Genomic DNA, 20,370 nt, shown 5'->3' with positions numbered 1-20,370 from the left:
CAAAAATAAGTTTATGAAGAACATATACATTTACATCATGTAAGGCATTGGTTTTTTCTTCTTCGGTTAGTCGTTTATACCCTTTCTCATTAAGTTCTATCAAAAACCGTCCTTTATTCTTTATTACCAGTCCAAAGCAATGAAAATACTTTCTTTGATTATTATTTTCACACTCTTTTTGTCTTTGCATAACATAATCAATAGGATTATCTTCAACCTGTATTACATTAAAGTATTTCTTCAAAGATTCAAAAAATTGTTCATAATTGATGTTAGATAAGTTTCTTACTACACGATGTGGAGCATAAATTACTAATCCTGGGTCTTCAAACGCCACAAAACCTGTTAATACATACCTATAAGGTTCTAAAACATCGTTTGCGGTTATTTTTTTCTTTTTCTCTTCTAAAATCTTTTTTGCTGTCTGAAATCGGTGATGACCATCCGCTATATACAAAGTTTTATTTTCAAATAAATAGGTCAATTCATTATTCCATTCCGTTTGCCAGAGTTCATTCAAAACACCATCTATTGTGGCAACAGTTATATTCGGGCGTTTTTCAGTATCTCGAACATATTTTATAAAGTATTGCTGCAATGTCTTTTCCTGGTCAGAAAATATAAAGAAAATAGGGCTTAATTGTGCATTTGTTGCATTTAACAATGCCATCCTGTCTTCTACGGGTTTATTAAATGTCCTTTCATGGGGTAAAATTTTCGAATTATCTTCCTGTCCCTCAGGTATTTTCGTAAGGGCTAATAAGGCAAGCCTTTCCATTTGTATACCTCGAATATCTGTAAATCTCTGTCGCAACCAATAGGCGCTTACCTGTTCTTCCCGAATTAATATCTTATTGTTTTGCCATTCCTGAAATAGTTCGCTGGCTTTCTCATACTTTGATTTATTAGAATCTTCAACAGGCAAGTCTATATGGACAAAATTGTATTTACTCCTCACGGCTAAATCTTCCCTTATTTCAGGAGTTATTATGTCGTACGGAGGAGTAATTACATTACTAAAATCGTTTATCTCATTATCGTTATATCTTAACGCCCGAAATCCTCTTACTAATGGCATAAAAAATCCTCTACCTTTAACTTTTTAATGGGGAATACAGGGTTATTATATTACTATTTAGGTATATTTTTCTAAAAATGACTTTTTTATTCCTTATTTTTTTTCCTGTTATCTCTTATATAAAGGGATGTAGAAATAATTAATACACAAACAAATACGGCCAGAGTTATATAATCTACCCATACCTCATTAAAATCTTTTCCTGTCATTTTATCAAGCACATATTTTATAAACGATATAGGTAAATTTTCTTCATTCAGAAGCATTTTTACCCGCCAATGAATATCTGTAAGGAAACAATATCCAAAGCCATAAAACAATCCCAGAACAAACCATGAAATTGCTATTATAATTACTAATAAGTAATGGACTTTTCTTGTTCGTTTATAAATCCAGCCTAAAATGAAAAATAATATTAAACTTATATGTAATACTGTTAGACAAATATCAATAATTTTTAACCAGAACATTTATACCTTTTACCTATAATGAGCAACTAATCTCTCCCTAATATTTCCGCATGCTCCATTACTCAACAAAACAATAACAGAATTTGATTTTACATCTGAAATTAAATAGTCAAATATTTCATCGAAATCTTTTACTAACTTGCTTATTTTTCCTTTATCTGTTAAGGTTTTTATCAACTCTTCTTTATTCAATCTTTTTTCAATGGGTATTTTTTCTTCTCGATAAATCGGAGTTATCCATATTTCATCGGATATAGAAAGAGATTCCGCAATTTCATTTTGAAATATATTGGTAACTGTAGTATTTGAACGCGGTTCAAATATTGCTACAATATATTTATTAGGATACTTTGCTCTGATTGCTTTTAATGTCTCTTGTATTGCTGTCGGATGATGAGCAAAATCGTCAATATATATTCTATCTTCTACCTCTAAAAATACTTCCTGTCTTCTACGAACCCCCCGAAATTCTTCAATTCCATCTACAATACCGCTAATAGGCACCCCTATTGTATGAGCCACTGATACAGCACATAGAATATTCAGAGCATTATATAATCCGAAAAGTTTTGTTCGTAACACACAAAATTCTTTATTTTTATAAAAAATATATAACTTCATTATACTTTTTTCGGAATATATTTCGGTCTTAACTTGCCAATCCGAATCATCTGAGGTGCCATACAATTGATATGAGGAAAAGCAGTGCTGTTTTAGCATACGGGAGTGATTATCATTACACAGTATAACCTGTCCCTGTGATGGGACAATTCTTAAAAGTAACTGAAAGGTTTTTTCTATTTCCTGGAGACTGTTATATATATCGCTATGGTCATATTCAAGAGATGTTACAACCAATATCTGAGGTAAGTAATGTAAAAATTTTGCCCGTTTATCAAAAAATGCCGTATCGTATTCATCTCCTTCTATTACGAAATAGGAACCTTCTTTGCCGGAATATGCTGGTATTTCAAAATTTATAGGGAATCCTCCAATTAGGAATCCGGGGTCATAGCCTGCATATCTTAGTATCCATGATATTAAAGAAGTAGTCGTTGTTTTTCCATGAGTTCCTGAAACAACAATGGGTTTTCTTTTGAATAACAGATTATATTTTAGCCATTCAGGCAAACTGTAATAAGTCATAGCTTTGTTTAAGATAGTTTCAACTTCCTCATTTTTTCTGCTTAAAACATTGCCTATGATTACATAATCGGGATTCCATTCAAGATTCGTAGAACGATATCCTTCGTAAATAGGGACATTTAATTTCTTTGCTAATATAGATGTTGGAGGGTATAAAGGATTATCGCTTCCACGGACTTCATGACCTAATTGTTTTGCAATATAAGCCCCCCCAATCATAGCAGTACCGCCAATACCTGAAAAATGAATTTTTGCCATTTATACGAATACCTCAAAATAAACTTTGATAGTTTTGGGTATTAGTATAATTCAGTGGGTAAAAATATTACCATTAGAGAAGGGAATAAATTATTTGATTTGCAAATTTTATTTTGTTAGATTAGAGGTTAAATTTGCAGGGCGGGGTTTTAATCCTAAAATACGGCGTGACATTTCAAGACATTCAGGACAGTATGTATGTGTAATTGGGTCATGAATCTTTGTTGTGTGAATCCATTCATTTGTTTCACGATTCAATATCTTTTTGCAAACACAGCATTGAGTAACCATAGTAGACTTCCTTGTCTTTGTATATTCAATTGTTCCTTCTATATAATGTATCGGCACTTAATATAAAAACTTTAACAATTTTTGGTAAATTATTGGTATTATTGTTTGGATTTGGAGTTTTCTAATGGATAAAAATCAATTTTTAGATTTTGATATAAAGAAAGAAGGGGATATTTTTGAATTACTTATTAACCTTGCCCGTTATTTAAGAAGTCCGGAAGGATGTCCCTGGGATAGGAAACAAACCTCTCTGGACTTTGCAAAATATGCTAAGGAAGAATGCGAAGAATTCATCGAAGCATTGGAAAAAGGAAGTATTGATGAAATAAATGAAGAATTCGGGGACGCATTATTTATATTACTTGCATCTGCTGTTGCGGGAGAAGCAGAAGGTAAAATGAATCTTTCAGAGGCTTTACAATGTGCCCATAGGAAAATGATACGGCGACATGAGCATGTTTTTGGAGATAAAAAGGCAGTTACCGAAGAAGAAGCATGGAAGTCATGGCATAAAGTAAAAGAGGCTGAAAAGAAGAAAAAAACTACCTAATTACTTTTTAAGTTCGGGCAAACTTGCGGCTGCGATAGATTGTCCTACTCTTCTATTCTTTTCATCCGGCAATTGGACATTAATCTTTTCGTTTATTTCAGGAAATTCTGTTTTTAAAACTTTAAGACATTCTTCTAACATGATAGGACCACCACTGCCCGATGTGCATCGTCCTAAAATTAGCACATGCTTTATATCATAGAAATCACTGTAATGGGCAAGGGTATATCCTAAATAAACTCCCATAGTTTTCCAAATTTTAATAACTTCAGGATTTCTTTTCTCCAATTCATTTTGAATCAGTTTCAATTTTTCGGCATCTGTTATATTACCGGGAATTTTTATACCTGCCTTAGGAGCAAGCCGAAATACACATTGTTGGGAGAAATAATTGGCACCTACTCCCCTATCACCAGACCATTCTTCTATGGGAGCATAAGGACTATAATCCACAGGAGCAAAAGCAAGTTCATTTAACCAATCAGTTATATTTCCCGCTGGTGTAACATATCCACCCGCTTCACTGGAACCCATTGCAATACCTAAAACTGCATTATCTCCTATAGACATAGACCCTGCCAAAGCCGTAACCTCACCATCGTTAACAACAACCAGTGGAACACCTAATTCTTTTGACATACGATTAAATAATTCATGCACCTCGTCAAAACGCTCTTTAGGAACTCCTCTAAATAATGAGGCTATCATGGCACGATTATTAACATATACCCCCGCAGCACTACCTCCTACTGCATCTAAACGCGGCATTTTTGATGCGGCTGTTTTTATAGCAGTCATGATTTCGTTATAATGATAGTTCGGGTCTGTTTGCTTGCGAGGTTCCCATATTATTTCTTCGCTATATACTACTTCCCCATCTATGACAGCCGATGCTTTACGGTCAGAAGCACCTAAATCGAAACCTACTCGGCAACCCTCTATATGCCTGCCCAAACGCTGCGATGTTTCATTAGCCGGCGGAACTTCTTCTTCTGTTTTGCATGGAACTATTGTAAATGGATTTTCATAAACATCTTCTCCCATAAATTTATAGTCGAAGGCTCTTGCTCCCCGGACTGAATAGGTTTCCTCTAAATAACGAATCAATGGTTGCGGAGCATAAATATATACTCTCCATCCACCTTTTTGCCATAGTAAAAACTTTAAAATTCTTTCTATATAATAAAATCCTGACTCAAACAAAGGGTGTTCTTCTGAAAATATTTTTGTTTCAAAACGGGATATGGAACGATTTAACCTTTCTAAAGCAATAATAACTTTTGTTGCATCTTTTGTTTCATTTACCTTCTTCCTAAATTGGTCATTGGCTAATTTGGGGGGTATATAATTCGGGTCCATAGGAGGCATTAATTTCGGTTTTACTAACATCCAATCTAAATCCATATATCTTCTCCTATATAACGATTATTTTTATAGTTTATCATTCTTTTTTGCACACAAAAGAGCGGCACCTAATGCTACGGCATCGTCTCCTAATTTTCCTATTTCTATTGATACTTTTTTTCTTAAAAATGGCATAGCATGCTCTTTAACAGCTCGTTGAATTTCCTCTTGGTATATTTTTCCTAATGCTTCTATCAGACCTCCACCTAATATAACTAATTCTGGACTCATTACATTTATGAGATTTGATATAGCCACACCGGTTAAATAAGCCGCTTTCCTTACAATATCCTCTACTTTTTTTTCACCATGGTCTATGGCATCTGCAATAATACTACTTCTTATTTTTGCAATATCAGTTCCTACTTTTTCGGCAAGATATGTTGATTCGCCACGAAGAATTAGTCCAGCGATTTCTCGTGTTATTGCGATTCTTGATGCTAACGCTTCTAAACATCCTCTTTTACCACAGCCACATAGAGGACCATCTATCTGTAGTGTCATATGCCCTACTTCTCCAGCACCACCACTGGCTCCATGGACAATCTTGCGGTTTACAATAAGCCCTCCGCCAATACCTGTGCCCGGAAAAACACCTACAACATGTTTTGCTTCTTTATTTTTTCCCAATAGCCATTCTGCATAAGTTCCTAAATTTACATCGTTATCTAAAACAACGGGAACTGCAAAATGTTTTGAAAGAATATCTACAACAGGAAAATTTTCCCAGCCAAGATTTGGAGTATTTATAACAATTCCATTTTTTGGGTCTACAGGTCCGGGTGCTCCAATACCAATCCCTATGATTTTTGGATTTCCTGCTTGTTCAAGGGATTCTTCTATGGTTTGAATAATTTTATCCTCGGGTTTTGTATCTTTTACCCAACCTTTCGTTTTTTTACGACATCTTGAAATAATTTCTAATTTATTGTTCACAACAATAGATAGAATTTTTGTTCCCCCAACATCAACACCTATAATAAATTCATTCGATTTCATAGTTTTTCCTTTAGAAATATTTTGATTTTTTATAATATGGGTCGTATTAATTATACAAATTGTGAACAATAAAAAAACTATTTTGCTCTTACGGATTCCGTTAATTTCATCCCATATTCAAATACCCCTTTGTTCTGCTCATGAACCTTTTTAGGCAAATTTGAAAATATGGCATTTTGCCAGCATTCATAGGAAATATTTAGGTAACTGCTCAAAGCACCTAAAAGACATATATTAAAGTTTTTTTGGTTTACTGGCAGGTATTTTTCTTCATTGAGGAGCGACAAATCTCTACTTCCTCCAACAATCAAAGAAATATCTATCACAATTCCATCCGATTTTAAGCGATATAAATTATTTTCCAGCTCATCAGGATGCATAACAATAAGGAAGTCAGCTTCACCATCAGGTACCATAGGACTATAAACTTTTTTACCAAAACGAACATCGCTGGATACAGAACCACCTCTCTGACTCATTCCATGAATTTCACTTTTTCGGACATCATAACCAGCAAGGAAAGCTGCGTTTGCTAAAATATTTGATGATAATATAACTCCCGTTCCACCAATACCTGCGCAAATAATATTAGTTACTTCCTGTTGCAACATTCGTCTTTTCTCCTGCTATCTGTTGTGTTTCATTTTTCTGTTGTTTTTTTCTCAATAAAGCACATGTTTTTCTTACTACAATAAGATTGGTTCTGTTATTATTAAGTGCTTCTTCTAATGCTTTTTCGAGGATAGATACACGGTCAGTAACAACAACATTTTCTACCCCGATAGCCTTCGCCACTTCCTCTATTTTCACCTGGTTTGTTGGTTCATGATTTAATTTTTTACCCGTCCCCGGATGTTCTTGCATGCCTGTCATTGCAGTTGTACTATTATCAAGAACAATAACGACATGTCCCGTGGGTGGTGGATTGTATACCATTTCTACAATTCCGGGCAAACCACTATGGATAAATGTACTATCTCCTATGACACTGACCACCTTTTTTGCTTCTTCCGTAGGCAGAGAATGTCTCAAACCAAGACCTACTGTAATACTCGCACCCATACAAACGCAGGAATCCATAGCCTGGAAAGGAGGTAGGACACTTAAAGTATAACAACCTATATCTCCTGTAACAATACAATTCATCTTACTTAATAAAGTAAAAGTTGCTCTATGAGGACAACCATCACATAATCTCGGAGGTCTTCCCCGTTTTATTAGGGGTTCAGGAGAGGTGTCCTCTTTCAAAATGCGACGAACTCTATTTACATTTAGTTCTCCGAAACGATACATCTCCGGTTTCTCTTCAACGGAGATACCATAATATCGGCAATTTTCAACTAAGAACGGGTCTCCTTCTTCAATAACTATGCATCTTTTATGCCTTTGGACAAAGCTACGAACCTTATTTTCGGGAAATGGATAACACATTCCTATCTTCAAAACAGAAGCATTCGGTTCGGCTTCCAAAACATGGAGATAGGAAACACCTGAAGTTATGATTCCTAATTCTTCTGATTTAATCTCTTCCCTATTAAGTTCACAGGTTTCATTCCACTTCTTAATTTTTGATAACTTTTCTCTTAATCTTCTATGTGCAGGTCTTGCATAACCAGGAATCATCACCCGACCTGGTTTGTCCGGATTATATTTAATGGGTAATACAGGACTGTATTCTCTTTCTTTATATTCAACAATAGACATCGAATGACAAACTCTTGTCGTTGGTCTAAGAATAACAGGCAATTCCCATTCTTTAGAAAGTCGAACTGCCTCAAAAAAGAAATCATAACATTCTTGACTGTCGCAGGGTTCTAACATCATTACACCTGCAGAACGCGCATAATTTCGATTGTCTTGCTCGTTCTGACTGGAATGCATATCAGGGTCATCTGCGGAAATAATCACAAGGGCGCCCTCAACACCTGTATAAGCCACCGTAAACAAAGGGTCTGAGGCAACATTTAATCCAACATGTTTCATTGTTACCAAAGCATTTCCACCTGCAAAAGCCACACCTATACCCACTTCAAGAGCCACTTTTTCATTCGGGCACCATTGTGCCTTACCACCATACTCCGAAAAATATTCCAAAATCTCAGTAGATGGAGTTCCAGGATACCCGGTGCCTAATGTAATTCCATTATGTAATGCTGCCAACGCAATCGCTTCATTTCCAAACATCAATCTTTTCATCCAATAACTCCTAAAACAAAAAATAAACATAAAAAACTATAAAATGACTAATATAATATACAAAATTATTTTTAATTATCAAAAATTAATAATACTAATATTGCTAATTTCAGGATTTTTTAGTAGATAAAATTTTTATTAATCTTTTATTTAACTACAAGATTTTTTGTTGCTCTATACAAATAAATGGGAAGATAACGAATAAGTTGTAATGGTTGGGGATAAACTCTAAGTAATCGGTAAATACGATTGGGATTCATGAAAAAAACCCAATTGGCTTTGCGTTGATAATTGAAAAGAACTTCATCTGGTAAATCTGTTAAGTTGATTTTAGCCCCTGCAAAATCAATGTTCATATAATTAAAATTATTTAACTTTTCCGGGCGATTAATTTTAAGCCATTCAAAAAGAGGTGTTCCAGGAAATGGAATAACTGTAAAAAAACTTGCAGTGTGTAACATGGAATTTGATGCAATATCTATTGTCATTTGTAATTCTTCTTCCGTTTCCGTAGGAAACCCCATCATACAAAATCCATTGGCATAAACCCCTCTTTTAACCATCATTTCTATACCATCTAAAAATTTAGGAATATCAAGGTTTTTACAGGTAAATTTCTGCATTCGTGGGGAACCTGTCTCTAAAGCAAAAGAGCACATATAGGTACCCATAGAACAAAGGGCTTCTACTACTTCCTCATTTACTAAATCCCCTCGGATTGCATTTGGAAAGGAAAATTTTAATTTTAAATTCTTGTTTTTTACCAACTCCGAAAATTTAAAAACTCTTTCTCGGTTAAAGTTAAAATTATCATCAAGAAACTCAAATTCCGTAACTCCATATTTATTTTTTAGCCAATTAATTTCTTCTAATATTCTTTCGGGAGAGCTAAATCTTATTTTCTTTCCGAAAATTGAATGACACCACATACATTGATAAGGACAACCTCGGCTTGTTACTAAAGATAAATATCGTCGAGGTGGAATAGGAGTCATAGATTGTAATTTCCAATAATCCTCAACATTTATCAAATCATACGCAGGAAAAGGGAGATTATCTAAATCTTGTTCAATTGGTAATGGTCCTGGATTTTCTATTGGCTCTCCTGAACTATCTCTCCAAATCAAACCAGATATATTGGCAAGGGCATTTTTGTCGGGATAACTTTCAACAACCTGTTTTACTGCTATCTCCCCTTCCCCTGGGACAACGATATCTAATCCATTACATTCATTTAATGCTTGTTTTCGTACTGAAGAGGCATGGGGACCACCTAAAACCACCCAGGACGAAGGCAATACTTCTTTTATTTTTGACACAATTTCCGGAATTAGAGCAGCAAAAACAGTGGAAGAAGATAAACCAACTATTTCTGGTGCAAATTCATATATTGTTTTTACTAAATCTTCTGGACTATCGTTTTTTACTTTTTGATTAATTAATTTTATCTCTATATCTTTTATCTGTTGTCGTAAATAGCCAGCAAGATACATAATACCCATTGGCGGAGTTGCCAGCGGGTACATCGACTTCCTCAAACCAAGATTTATTAATATAACCTTCATGTAACCTTATCTTTAACTAATCTTTATTATTTTATAAAATTATAACTAAATTTTCCTTTGAAATACATATATTGATTTGTTAATCCAATCAATATTCAAATAAGAGAAAATTAACAACTTTTTAAATAACAAATTTTTACTAATTTATAATCCAAGTAATCCCTTCAATACCCTCTGGATATAAATAGGTAAATAAGATAAAAGATGAAGTGGTTTTGGATATACTCTTAAAATTCTATAAATTCGGTCAGGCTTCAAAAAGAACTTTAGATTTGCCTTCCTTTGGTAACTAAAAAATAATTTATCCGGTAAATCAGTTAAGTTAATTTTAATACTTCCATACTCAACATTCATATAATTCAAATTTTTTATTTTTTCGGGCTTATTTTGTTTTAACCATTCAAAGAGTTGTGTTCCAGGAAAAGGAATAACTGTAAAAAAACTTGCGGTATGTAACATGGAATTTGTTGCAGTATCTATAGTCATCTGTAATTCTTCTTCAGTTTCTGTAGGAAACCCCATCATGCAAAATCCGTTGGTATAAACATTTTTTTTTGCCATTATTTCTACTGCTTTAAGAAATTTAGGAATATTAAGATTTTTTTGTGTAAGTTTTTGTAAACGCGGTGAAGCAGTTTCCAAAGAAAAAGAACTCATATAAGTACCAGCAGAACACAATGCCTCTGCTACTTCTTCGTCTATCAAATCTGTTCTAATTGCATTAGGAAATGTTAATTTTAACTTAAGATTTTTCCTTCTTACTAATTCAGCAAAATGAATTACTCTTGACCGATTAAAATTAAAATTATCATCAAGAAACTCAAATTCATTTACTTGATACTTTTTTTGATACCATTCAATTTCTTCTATTAGTCTTTTGGGGGAATAAAAACGAAAACATTTTCCAAATATTCTATGGCACCACATACACTTATAAGGACACCCTCTGCTACTTACAACAGAAACATATTTTCTTGGGGGTAAAGGTGTCATTGATTGAAGTTTCCAATATTTAGATATATCTATTAAATCATAGGCTGGAAAAGGTAAAGTGTCTAAATTATCTATTACTTTTAACTCACCCGGATTTTCTATGAGTTCCCCATTTTTATCTCTCCAAATAATCCCAGAAATGTATTTTAATGAATTTTTATTAGGATATACTTCGACAATATTTCTGAATGAAATTTCACCCTCTCCTGGAACTACTATATCTAAATTTGGACTTTCAATTAATGCCTGTAACCTAACAGATGAAGCATGAGGACCACCTAATACAAGCCATGTACTAGGCAGTACTTCTTTAATCCTTGATGATAATGAGGATATTAAATATGCAAATATTGTTGAAGATGATAAACCTATAATTTCAGGTTTAATCTCATGAATAACCTTTATTAGTTGTTCAACAGAAAAGTTTTCAATCTTTAAATCAATTATTCTTATTTTTAAATGATTACCAATCTCTTTCCTTAAATATGCAGAAAGATAAAGTATCCCCATTGGCGGGCTAACAACCCAATATAAAGGCTTAATATATCCTAAATTTATAAGAACTATATTCATAAAAAATAATTTTATAATATTATATATTATTTGATAGACCTCAGAACATAGGTAACACCTGATTTAGTGTATATATACGAAACCTATTAATTTACCAAGGAGGTGCTATCTATGAACCAATACATACAGCAACAACTCACGAACCCAAACTCAATATGATTATGGAATATCAGAAAATAATAAATCAAGAAAAGGAACACTTTAAGATAGTTAAAGATAAGACCGCTTTCTATCAAATTTCTCGCAAGACTTTTTATAAATATCCGAAGCGATTTTATAGTAGCCACCAGAATTTAGAAAATCTATTACTTCTCCCATTGCCATTATGATTAAAGACTTCTATAGGAAAACCAAATTCCTTTCTTTTGCACATCGAGAAAAAAAACGAAAAGAATTGACAGCACACTTAAAGTCCCTAAGATTTTGTATGTCTATAGGTGGCTTAACTCCCTACGAAAAGTGGTTATGAAAAAAAGCAACAAACCTTTTACTATAGAACAACTCCCTAATATAAAATATATCCAACTAACTTCTAAAAAAACTGAGGAATGCAATATCCGTTAACTAAATTTTATATATCGGTTACCTATGTCCTATCAGTGATCATATTATTTTTTCTAAATTTTAATGAAAAATAAATAACTACATCTCCAAAAGGGAATAAATTTCTTTTTATTATCTTAAAATTAGTATATTTATTTTCATATGTTTCTAACAATGGTTGTATAAATTGCTTTAAAAGAGGTTTTTTGTTGAATGCAATTTGAATATATTTCTTTCCTTCATTTTCATTTCCTTTAAGGTAGTAACTAAACCCTTTAAGTAAATATACATCAGCGAAATTAGGATATTTCCTAATCATATAATCACATATTTTGTCTGCCACAAAATACTGATTATCCTTTACCATTTCTCCCAGAACAAACAAATTAATCCATGAAGTTAATGGCCAGGTAGGTATATATTTTTTAAGTATCTCTATATTTTGTAGATTTTCGTTCTCATTATTTGAATATATAGAAAATTCTTTTAACAAATACTCATAATTTATCTCCGGATTTAAAAGTTCTTTTGTATTTGCAACAGCATTCCCTTCCCGTTGTTTTTTAATTTGAGCCGCATACAAATTGTAGTGTCCTGGGAATACTTTCCAATACACATCATACCCTTCCAAAGTAAGTGCTTTCGTTATTTTGTCTACGGGGTCTCCATGATAAATAAATTGCAGGGTGAAAGGCTCTATCATAAGCCATACCCGATTTTTTTCATTATTCTGTATCTCTTTTTTTATATCGTTAACGGCACCATACAAAGAGTAAAAACTTTTATACCTTAAATCTCTCCTGTTCATATAAATCTTACCTATATCCCAAAATGTAGTTATTCTTTGTCCAAAAATAGTATCGTTTAGACCTGCATTTTGTTCAATAAAATGAATAGCACTTTTATAGTCGGTTCTATTTTTGAATGAAATTAAACTAAAAGCCTCATAAGAATAGGAGAATAAAAACGCAAGTATTACAAATATCTTTACTATTTTTAATTTTATTCCTAATAAAAATATTGAACTCAGCATGTATAAAAATGGCAAAGCATAAAAAAAATACAAAGGATGAAATAGGTTTTTTCGTGTTCCTCCTGCAAGAAGAAGAAAAATAAATATAGGAATAATAAATGAATATATCAAAAACAGTTTTTCATTCTTTATCTTTTCTTTCCTGAAGATTATGTATAGAACATAAATAAGCAAAAGAACAAATAAGAGAAGGGAAAAAATAACTAAGAAATAGTCCGCAAATGAAATATAACTTAATATTGTTTTCCATACTGGTCCAACAATATCTAATGAATTTGTTCTCCACACAGGCAATAGGTCATCTGATAATCCTACAGAATCACTACCAAAAAACGGAATGACAAATTTTAATATATTTTGTTGTTTCCCTTTTGTATCATCCATTACATTGAAAAGGAAAGGGGATAAACTAAAAAACCAAACTACCCAAATAACACTGGAAACAGTACACTGGATTGACCAAATTACTATCTTCTTAAAGTCGATTTTCTTTATAAATAAAAAGATAATTAGAACTTGAAAAGCAGGAACTAATATGTAAGTAGCGTGAAACCATGGTAATAAAATATTTGCTATAGTTCCAATCATTAACCACATCATAAGTTTTTTCTTTGAAAACATAAAATTCATCAAAGCAAAAAAGGAGAGTAGAGAAAGAAACTGCAAAAACGCATAACATTTTAGTTCTTGGTGAAACCAAATATTAAAAGGTGAGAGTGCAAAAATTAAACAAGATAAAAATGCCACTTTTCTTTCTGCAATAGTTTTAGCAAAAAAGTAAGTCAATAGGATAGAAAAAACACCAACGGTAATAGGGAGTAACCTCCAAACCCACTCATAATTAACAAACATACGAATCCAATAATATAAAATTATTGCGGAGGCAGGAGATATACCGTAATCTGGAGAGTTGATATATAAAAGAGACAAGAAATCTTTTATACTGCAAGTCTTAACATTACCAATAACAACATACTCATCAAACCAGATGGATTGAGCATTTATTTGATAAAGCCTAAGAAAGAAAGCAACAAAAACAAGTATAGATATATAGATTATATCTAATTGGATTATTATCCATTCTTTACTGTTATTAATGTGCTTATTATTGCAACTCATGATGAATTATTTTTGAATATGTAAAAAATAGAGGTTTGTTTATTATGTGAAAACCCTCTCGTTCCATTCGTTCTAAATATTGTATCGTTTGATAATTCTCCTTTCTCATTCTTATTTCTTCCCATAAATCACTATACATTTTTCTAAATATTATACTTTCTTCAAAAAGGCTCTTCATTTCTTCATCAGCCTCTGAATATTTCTTGTTCAGGAATAAACAAAGCCCATATAAAAATTTTATATGATAAAACTCAGGATTTTTCTTATACAGTTCTTTCGTTATGTTTTCAGCAACTTCAATTTCCCCATTTTTTATCATAGAACCCAAGACCAAGATTGAATTATATGAGTAAAGTGGAGGCCAGATTGCAAAATACCGCTTCAATATTTCTGATTTCCGCAGGTTTTCTTTTTCATCTTTTGTAGACAAATTAAACTCTAATAATAATTTTTCATAATCTAACGGTTGAAATGAAGGGATTTGAATTGATTGAAGAACATAGTCTTGCTGTTTTTCTAACTTTACAATATATAAATTAAATGCTCCTGGAAAATGCTTTATATTAACTTTTATTCCTTTATGTGATAAATTCTCTACTAACATATAAGTAGGGTCTACATGAAAAAACCAGGTTATAAAAGTAGTTTCCATAAAGACCCAAATTGCTGGATTATTATCTGATATTGCAGTGTCTGTAAATTTGTTTATCGTATGGTCAACGACTGCCTGTAATGAAAAAATAGGAGTTAAATGATAGTCATTCCTCTTTTTGTATATTTTCCATGTTTCAAAAACATTAGCACCAACCTGTAAATCTAATACTTCATCTCCTATTTTTACATTTTCGTCTAAATAAGTCACTGCTTTTTGATAATCCGGTCTACAAACAAAATTGATAACTCCCAAACATTGGGTAATAAATAATAGAACAAGGGATATGCCAATAACCCATCTCCATTTTACATTTCTTAACGAAAAAATGAATACGGATACTATCAAATAAATGAAGGCATATATATAATAAAAGTATAAAGGTAAAAATATAGATTGATTTGTAATAATTCTCAAGAGGAGGAAAAAAATTGCCGGGCCAAAAAACAGATATAACAAAAAAATTATTGCATTATACTTATCCTCTATTTGTTCTTTCTTCCTATTTTTTAAGAGATAAAACAATAACCCCAAAAAACTAAGAATAATTAAGAGTAATAAAATATAATCAAAAACAAACCAATTATGAATTAAAAATTGCCAAAAACGATTACTGATAATATCCAAGGAATTGGTTTTCCATGAAGGAAGTAATTCATTCGATATTCCAACACTATCGTTTCCAAATAATGTGGTTATTATAAAGGGCAAGGATAATTTTTCTATTTCTAAAGTAGATAAATTATAGGCAGGAGGTTTCACTAAAAGTATAAAAAAAATAAAAGGTAAACCAGATAAAGAATTTAAACTTATCCATAAAAATTTTTGTTTTTTGTTTAATTTATAAATTAAAAGAAGGGGAAATTGGATAAACGGCACAAAAATATATAATGCATGAAACCAGGGAAGTAGTAAGTTAGTAAAGAAAGCCAAAATCAACCAATAAGATTTTTTCGTTCTTATAATGTAATTATAAAAAGCCAACCAGGAAAGTAGCGATAAGAACAATAAAAAGGCGTAGTTTTTTAACTCCTGATGTATATAAATATGGAATGGGGAAAGAGCCATCAATAAAGAAGCAAGTAATCCTGTATTTTTCCCCATCAATAACCTCCCGAAAATATAGATGATGATAATAGATAAACCACCAAAGAATATAGGCAAAATCCTCCAAACCCAAGGATTTTGTGGAAATAACTTAACCCAAAAGTAATATAAAACAAGTCCCCCAGGAGATATGCCATACTCAGGCACATTGACAAATAGAAGTTTAATATTAGTCCATAAGTCTGCAATCTGGATATTAGCTAAGCCTACATATTCTTCGTGCCACAATGATTGTTCTGAAAGACGATATAATCTTAAAAATATTGCAATAAAAATGACAATTAGTAATAAAAACCACTCTTTTTTAAAAACAGATCGGAGTTTCAATAAAGAGACCATTCTTTTGTTTATTATTATATCTGGAAAAGATATATTCTATATTTTCCTTCTATTTTAATTGAGCAAGGATTTTTGCTAATCGTCTTTCGGATTGAATTGCAGAACGAACGGTATGATAATTAATTTTCCATGCGTGTGCCATGTAGTCCCACAGAAGATTATTGTTTTCATCAAATAATGGAAACCATTCCCCAACAGCATGATTAATAACATAATCCATGACAAAACGATGAACATTTTCATAGGCATCGAAATATTTTTCTTCACCAAATAAGAGATACGCATCCAACATAGCCACAAGTGTTTCCGCTTGTTGCCAGAATTCTTTATTTCTTTCGCGTGCCGGACCATCGTTAGGACCTTCGCAATATACCCCACCCTTTTCCCAATCAATTCCGTACTTTAAACAATGGTCAAACATCTTCTTCATTCTTTCTTTATAAGGCTCCACATCCTCACCCAGAATGTTCAATGTATGATTTAACAACCAGCAAAATTCCACATTATGACCGAAACTTGTATTATTTAACGGTCTCCCTTCCGGGTCATCTGCATCTCTATCAGACCCCCAAACATTCTTAAAAATAATAGCCCGCAAAGGTTTCCAGTCAAAACTAAATTGCGCCATACCAGTTCCATATTCAGGATGAACCATTTTATCATAAATCAATTTAATTACATTTAGAGTATCCTGTTTATGTTTTAGCGACCCTGTTGCTTCATACAAATTTGTAAATGCTTCCATTAAATGCATGTGAACATCAAATGATTTTCTATCTCCACCATAAACACCCGGCTTTTTAGGAGTCCAATCCCTTTCAAAAAATTCCCCAAATCCTCCGTGGGCAATATCTACAGCCTGAGCCTTAATTGTTCTCCATGTTTCCTCTGCGAGTTCAAGGGCTTCTTCATCTCCCGAAGCCATGGCATACTCACTCAAGCAATAAATACCAAACGATTGCCCATACATAATTTTGCTCTGGTCAATTGGAGTGCCATCTTTTTCTGTTATCCAAATCCATCCTCTGTATTGATTATCCCAAAAATGTCTCTTTAAAAATTCCACTCCTTGTTGTGCTATTTTTAAATACTTTCCATCTCCTAAATTTGCTCGATGAGCTGACGAATAAGTATAAATCATCCTTGTCTGACAGATTAGTGTTTTTTTCGTTTCACCTGTAGGTCTTCCTTCACGGTCTAAATAGGTTAAAAATCCACCATATTCCTCGTCAACGCCATGTGTTTCCCAGAAAGGAAGTAATTCATTAAATAAATGGTTTTGCACTTCTTTTAATAGTTTTTCTACGCGTTCTTTTGTAACCATAGTTATGTATCCTTATGTTAATACTCAATATTTTTCCATTAGAGTTTATTATATTATGAATGTTTAATATAAATCACTTTATTAATTAGGTTCAGGTAGTTTAACCTATTATAAGAAATGAAGAACAAATATTATTTCTACTTGCAATATTTTTATAAAAATTGTTATAATATTTATTCCAATTTAATAGTTTTTGATTTTACGGTGTTCCCGTAGCTCAATTGGATAGAGCGCTTGGCTACGGACCAAGAGGCTGGGGGTTCAACTCCCTCCGGGAACGCCATTTTTCTTTTTAAACATTTTTTGGTAAATTCTTGACAATAGTATTAAAATAGTATATAATTGTTAATCACACAATATAATGTAAACCAAAACACTAAATATGGTATTATATAAGTAATACTTAGTGGAGTAGTTTATGAATCATCAACGAATTAAATCTGAAATTCCTACATGTTCTTTTTGTGGTAAGAAACATAATGAAGTATCCAAACTTATAGCAGGTCCTGATGTTAACATCTGTGATGAATGTGTTCGTCTTTGTGCGGATATAATCCGCGATGACCAAAATCGTAAAAAACATAGACGAACAATTAAAGTTCCTACCCCTCGTGAGATAAAAGAATTTTTAGACCAATATGTAATTGGGCAGGAACAATCCAAACGAATTCTTTCGGTAGCCGTTCATAATCACTACAAAAGGATAGCATACGGTGGAGAGATACAAGGCGTAGAAATCCAAAAATCGAATGTCTTACTCATTGGACCTTCTGGAAGTGGCAAAACACTACTTGCCGAGACATTAGCCCGCATGTTAGATGTTCCATTTGCCATTGTAGATGCAACAACATTAACGGAAGCAGGCTATGTAGGTGATGATGTAGAAAATATCATACTAAAACTTCTACAGAATGCAGAATTTGATATTGCTCGTGCAGAAACGGGAATTGTTTATATTGATGAGATAGATAAAATAGCCCGTAAGAGTGATAGTCCTTCTATAACCCGTGATGTTTCAGGTGAAGGGGTGCAACAAGCACTTCTAAAAATTTTAGAGGGGACTATGTCCAATGTTCCGCCTCAAGGTGGCAGAAAACATCCTCAACAGGAATGCATACAGGTGGATACTCGAAATATTCTATTTATTTGTGGTGGTGCCTTTAATGGGTTAGAAAGAATTATTCAAAAACGAGTGGGCAAAAATATCATAGGTTTTAAGGCAGACATCAAATCGAAAAAAGAATATAGTATTGGTGAATTGCTCGCTATGGTCAAACCTGAAGATTTGATTTCATTCGGTATGATTCCGGAATTTGTTGGTAGAATTCCTATTGTAGCGACTCTTCACGAACTCAATGTTAACGATTTAAAGAAAATCCTTGTAGAACCCCGAAATGCCATTACCAAACAATATGAGAAATTATTTGAACTTGAAAATGTAAAACTTCGTTTTCCGGAGGAAACTATTGAGGCAATTGCAGAATATGCATTAAAGAAAGAAACCGGCGCCAGAGGATTAAGAAGCATTTTAGAAGAAATTATGTTAGATGTGATGTTCGAATTGCCATCACGAAAAGATATACGCGAATGTATCATCACGCCCGGTGTAATTACAAAGTCTGAAGAACCACTTTTTGTATACGAACAAGATATTCGAACCAAAACAGAAACCAAAAATCGCAATTCCGCCTCAGCGTAAAAATTTATAGCATTTTCCTGTATAATATTCTTTTTCTAATAGCAACTATTTCTTTATGTTATTCTATTTAAACAAATCTTAAACTCTGTTTATTCTGGATTTATGTATGGGAGCAAAAAATAAAATGAAAAAAAACTCTACAGAGAACTTACCTCAACCTCAGGAACTTCCTGTCCTCCCTTTAACAGATATGGTAATATTTCCCAAAAATACAGTTCCTCTCTTAGTATCGAAGGATACATCTATACATGCTATTCAGGAATCTATGCAAACTTCAGAAATGATTCTTTTGGCTTATCAGAAATATTCCCAATCGGAAACAAAAGAACCCTCATATTTAGAAATTGGCACTATTGCTCAAATACAACAAGCCCTTATTTTACCGGACAATACAATTAAAATTGTTATTGACACTCAATCCCGTGCCAAAATTTTAAACTGGCTTCAAGAAAAACCTTTCCTTAAAGCAAGAGTTCAACCTTTTTCTTTAGAAACGCTTCACCCTTCTAATAAACGGCAAAGTAAATCATTTAATATTTATAAATCTATATTGATAAAAGAATTTGAGATTTATGCAACAGATAATCCTCAAATACCTACAGAAATCTTAAAATTAATTCAACAATGTTCCGATTTTGAAGAGATTATAGATATTGTTTGCACCTATCTTACTATTTCTCCTAATGATAAACAAGATTTGATAAAGCTAACTCATATAAAGGATATTTTTTCTAAATTAATATATATTCTTCGGCGAGAAAATGCTACTCAAGCAAAAGTGAAGAAGATGTTCTCTGAACTAAAATCCAGTCATGGGGAAGACACAAAAACATGGGTTTTTGATGCCACAGAGGATTCTCCCTTAGATATAGAAAGTATTTCTGATTATCCATCAGATATAGATGAGTTAAAACGACTTGTAAAAAAATCACATTTACCTCCTCATGCACTGGAAAAAGCCACTGCTGAAATTAAACATATGGAAAAAGTCCAATCTTATAGTCCTGAATATTCCACCATTATGGAATATA

The 20,370-nt window shown here is 32.7% G+C and carries 16 protein-coding genes and 1 tRNA gene; 4 read left to right on the top strand and 13 right to left on the bottom strand.

Going from position 1 to position 20,370, the window contains the following annotated elements:
* The 4 genes from PLA12_10335 to PLA12_10320 all read right to left on the bottom strand — a co-directional run.
* On the bottom strand, positions 1 to 1,078 hold a 1,078-nt coding region (locus tag PLA12_10335), incomplete at its 3' end, for a DUF1015 domain-containing protein (protein ID HOQ32895.1).
* An 86-nt stretch (positions 1,079 to 1,164) separates the two neighbouring features.
* Positions 1,165 to 1,548 carry a DUF2784 domain-containing protein gene (locus PLA12_10330; protein ID HOQ32894.1) on the bottom strand — a complete coding sequence of 128 codons (384 nt, stop codon included), beginning with the start codon at positions 1,546 to 1,548 and terminating at the stop codon, positions 1,165 to 1,167.
* A 9-nt stretch (positions 1,549 to 1,557) separates the two neighbouring features.
* The gene (mpl, locus tag PLA12_10325; GenBank protein HOQ32893.1) at positions 1,558 to 2,952 is read right to left on the bottom strand and encodes a UDP-N-acetylmuramate:L-alanyl-gamma-D-glutamyl-meso-diaminopimelate ligase; all 1,395 of its coding nucleotides are present in this window, start codon (positions 2,950 to 2,952) and stop codon (positions 1,558 to 1,560) included.
* A gap of 108 nt (positions 2,953 to 3,060) precedes the next feature.
* The gene (locus PLA12_10320) at positions 3,061 to 3,243 is read right to left on the bottom strand and encodes a hypothetical protein (GenBank protein HOQ32892.1); all 183 of its coding nucleotides are present in this window, start codon (positions 3,241 to 3,243) and stop codon (positions 3,061 to 3,063) included.
* Between the two features lie 124 nt (positions 3,244 to 3,367).
* Between PLA12_10320 and PLA12_10315 the strand changes: the two genes are divergently transcribed.
* Positions 3,368 to 3,793: a MazG nucleotide pyrophosphohydrolase domain-containing protein gene (locus tag PLA12_10315; protein ID HOQ32891.1), complete on the top strand. Its 426-nt coding sequence runs from the start codon at positions 3,368 to 3,370 to the stop codon at positions 3,791 to 3,793.
* Here PLA12_10315 and PLA12_10310 read toward each other — a convergent pair whose 3' ends face one another.
* From PLA12_10310 to PLA12_10270, 9 genes are all read right to left on the bottom strand, one after another.
* The gene (locus PLA12_10310) at positions 3,794 to 5,197 is read right to left on the bottom strand and encodes an ROK family protein (protein ID HOQ32890.1); all 1,404 of its coding nucleotides are present in this window, start codon (positions 5,195 to 5,197) and stop codon (positions 3,794 to 3,796) included.
* 27 nt (positions 5,198 to 5,224) lie between these two features.
* Complete coding sequence (locus PLA12_10305; protein HOQ32889.1) at positions 5,225 to 6,196, bottom strand: ROK family protein; 972 nt, start codon at positions 6,194 to 6,196, stop codon at positions 5,225 to 5,227.
* A gap of 77 nt (positions 6,197 to 6,273) precedes the next feature.
* Positions 6,274 to 6,807, bottom strand: coding sequence for an indolepyruvate oxidoreductase subunit beta (locus tag PLA12_10300; GenBank protein HOQ32888.1), 534 nt, complete (start codon positions 6,805 to 6,807; stop codon positions 6,274 to 6,276).
* Positions 6,785 to 8,392 carry a thiamine pyrophosphate-dependent enzyme gene (locus PLA12_10295; GenBank protein ID HOQ32887.1) on the bottom strand — a complete coding sequence of 536 codons (1,608 nt, stop codon included), beginning with the start codon at positions 8,390 to 8,392 and terminating at the stop codon, positions 6,785 to 6,787. Before PLA12_10295 ends, PLA12_10300 begins: the two co-directional genes overlap by 23 nt.
* Positions 8,393 to 8,538: 146 nt before the next feature.
* Positions 8,539 to 9,957 (bottom strand): radical SAM protein, encoded by a 1,419-nt coding sequence (locus PLA12_10290; GenBank protein HOQ32886.1) that lies wholly within the window; start codon positions 9,955 to 9,957, stop codon positions 8,539 to 8,541.
* A 144-nt stretch (positions 9,958 to 10,101) separates the two neighbouring features.
* Positions 10,102 to 11,523, bottom strand: a complete 1,422-nt coding sequence (locus tag PLA12_10285) for a radical SAM protein (GenBank protein HOQ32885.1) — start codon at positions 11,521 to 11,523, stop codon at positions 10,102 to 10,104.
* Between the two features lie 586 nt (positions 11,524 to 12,109).
* Positions 12,110 to 14,218: a hypothetical protein gene (locus PLA12_10280; GenBank protein ID HOQ32884.1), complete on the bottom strand. Its 2,109-nt coding sequence runs from the start codon at positions 14,216 to 14,218 to the stop codon at positions 12,110 to 12,112.
* Positions 14,205 to 16,304 (bottom strand): glycosyltransferase family 39 protein, encoded by a 2,100-nt coding sequence (locus PLA12_10275; GenBank protein HOQ32883.1) that lies wholly within the window; start codon positions 16,302 to 16,304, stop codon positions 14,205 to 14,207. The genes PLA12_10280 and PLA12_10275 overlap by 14 nt, the downstream gene beginning before the upstream one ends.
* Positions 16,305 to 16,365: 61 nt before the next feature.
* Complete coding sequence (locus PLA12_10270; GenBank protein ID HOQ32882.1) at positions 16,366 to 17,640, bottom strand: AGE family epimerase/isomerase; 1,275 nt, start codon at positions 17,638 to 17,640, stop codon at positions 16,366 to 16,368.
* A 206-nt stretch (positions 17,641 to 17,846) separates the two neighbouring features.
* On the opposite strand from PLA12_10270, the gene PLA12_10265 reads away from it, so the two are divergent.
* The 3 genes from PLA12_10265 to PLA12_10255 form a co-directional block, all read left to right on the top strand.
* A tRNA-Arg gene (locus PLA12_10265) sits at positions 17,847 to 17,923 on the top strand.
* 135 nt (positions 17,924 to 18,058) lie between these two features.
* Entirely contained in the window at positions 18,059 to 19,339 is a 1,281-nt protein-coding gene (gene clpX, locus PLA12_10260; protein HOQ32881.1) for an ATP-dependent Clp protease ATP-binding subunit ClpX, read from the top strand.
* Positions 19,340 to 19,463: 124 nt separating this feature from the next.
* Positions 19,464 to 20,370, top strand: a 907-nt coding sequence (locus tag PLA12_10255; protein ID HOQ32880.1) for an LON peptidase substrate-binding domain-containing protein, incomplete at its 3' end; no start/stop codon positions are given.

This window comes from Candidatus Hydrogenedens sp. (assembly GCA_035378955.1).
Lineage (GTDB): Bacteria > Hydrogenedentota > Hydrogenedentia > Hydrogenedentales > Hydrogenedentaceae > Hydrogenedens.
The sequence above is the reverse complement of the archived record's forward strand: the minus strand, read 5'-3'. Positions and strand labels throughout refer to the sequence as shown.

Excerpts from the sequence above, each read along its gene's own strand:
- PLA12_10315 (HOQ32891.1), top strand. The coding sequence starts at position 3,368 with ATGGATAAAAATCAATTTTTAGATTTTGATATAAAGAAAGAAGGGGAT.
- PLA12_10270 (HOQ32882.1), bottom strand. The coding sequence starts at position 17,640 with ATGGTTACAAAAGAACGCGTAGAAAAACTATTAAAAGAAGTGCAAAAC.
- clpX (HOQ32881.1), top strand. The coding sequence starts at position 18,059 with ATGAATCATCAACGAATTAAATCTGAAATTCCTACATGTTCTTTTTGT.
- PLA12_10305 (HOQ32889.1), bottom strand. The coding sequence starts at position 6,196 with ATGAAATCGAATGAATTTATTATAGGTGTTGATGTTGGGGGAACAAAA.
- PLA12_10295 (HOQ32887.1), bottom strand. The coding sequence starts at position 8,392 with ATGAAAAGATTGATGTTTGGAAATGAAGCGATTGCGTTGGCAGCATTA.
- PLA12_10285 (HOQ32885.1), bottom strand. The coding sequence starts at position 11,523 with ATGAATATAGTTCTTATAAATTTAGGATATATTAAGCCTTTATATTGG.
- mpl (HOQ32893.1), bottom strand. The coding sequence starts at position 2,952 with ATGGCAAAAATTCATTTTTCAGGTATTGGCGGTACTGCTATGATTGGG.
- PLA12_10290 (HOQ32886.1), bottom strand. The coding sequence starts at position 9,957 with ATGAAGGTTATATTAATAAATCTTGGTTTGAGGAAGTCGATGTACCCG.
- PLA12_10330 (HOQ32894.1), bottom strand. The coding sequence starts at position 1,548 with ATGTTCTGGTTAAAAATTATTGATATTTGTCTAACAGTATTACATATA.
- PLA12_10310 (HOQ32890.1), bottom strand. The coding sequence starts at position 5,197 with ATGGATTTAGATTGGATGTTAGTAAAACCGAAATTAATGCCTCCTATG.
- PLA12_10300 (HOQ32888.1), bottom strand. The coding sequence starts at position 6,807 with ATGTTGCAACAGGAAGTAACTAATATTATTTGCGCAGGTATTGGTGGA.
- PLA12_10280 (HOQ32884.1), bottom strand. The coding sequence starts at position 14,218 with ATGAGTTGCAATAATAAGCACATTAATAACAGTAAAGAATGGATAATA.
- PLA12_10320 (HOQ32892.1), bottom strand. The coding sequence starts at position 3,243 with ATGGTTACTCAATGCTGTGTTTGCAAAAAGATATTGAATCGTGAAACA.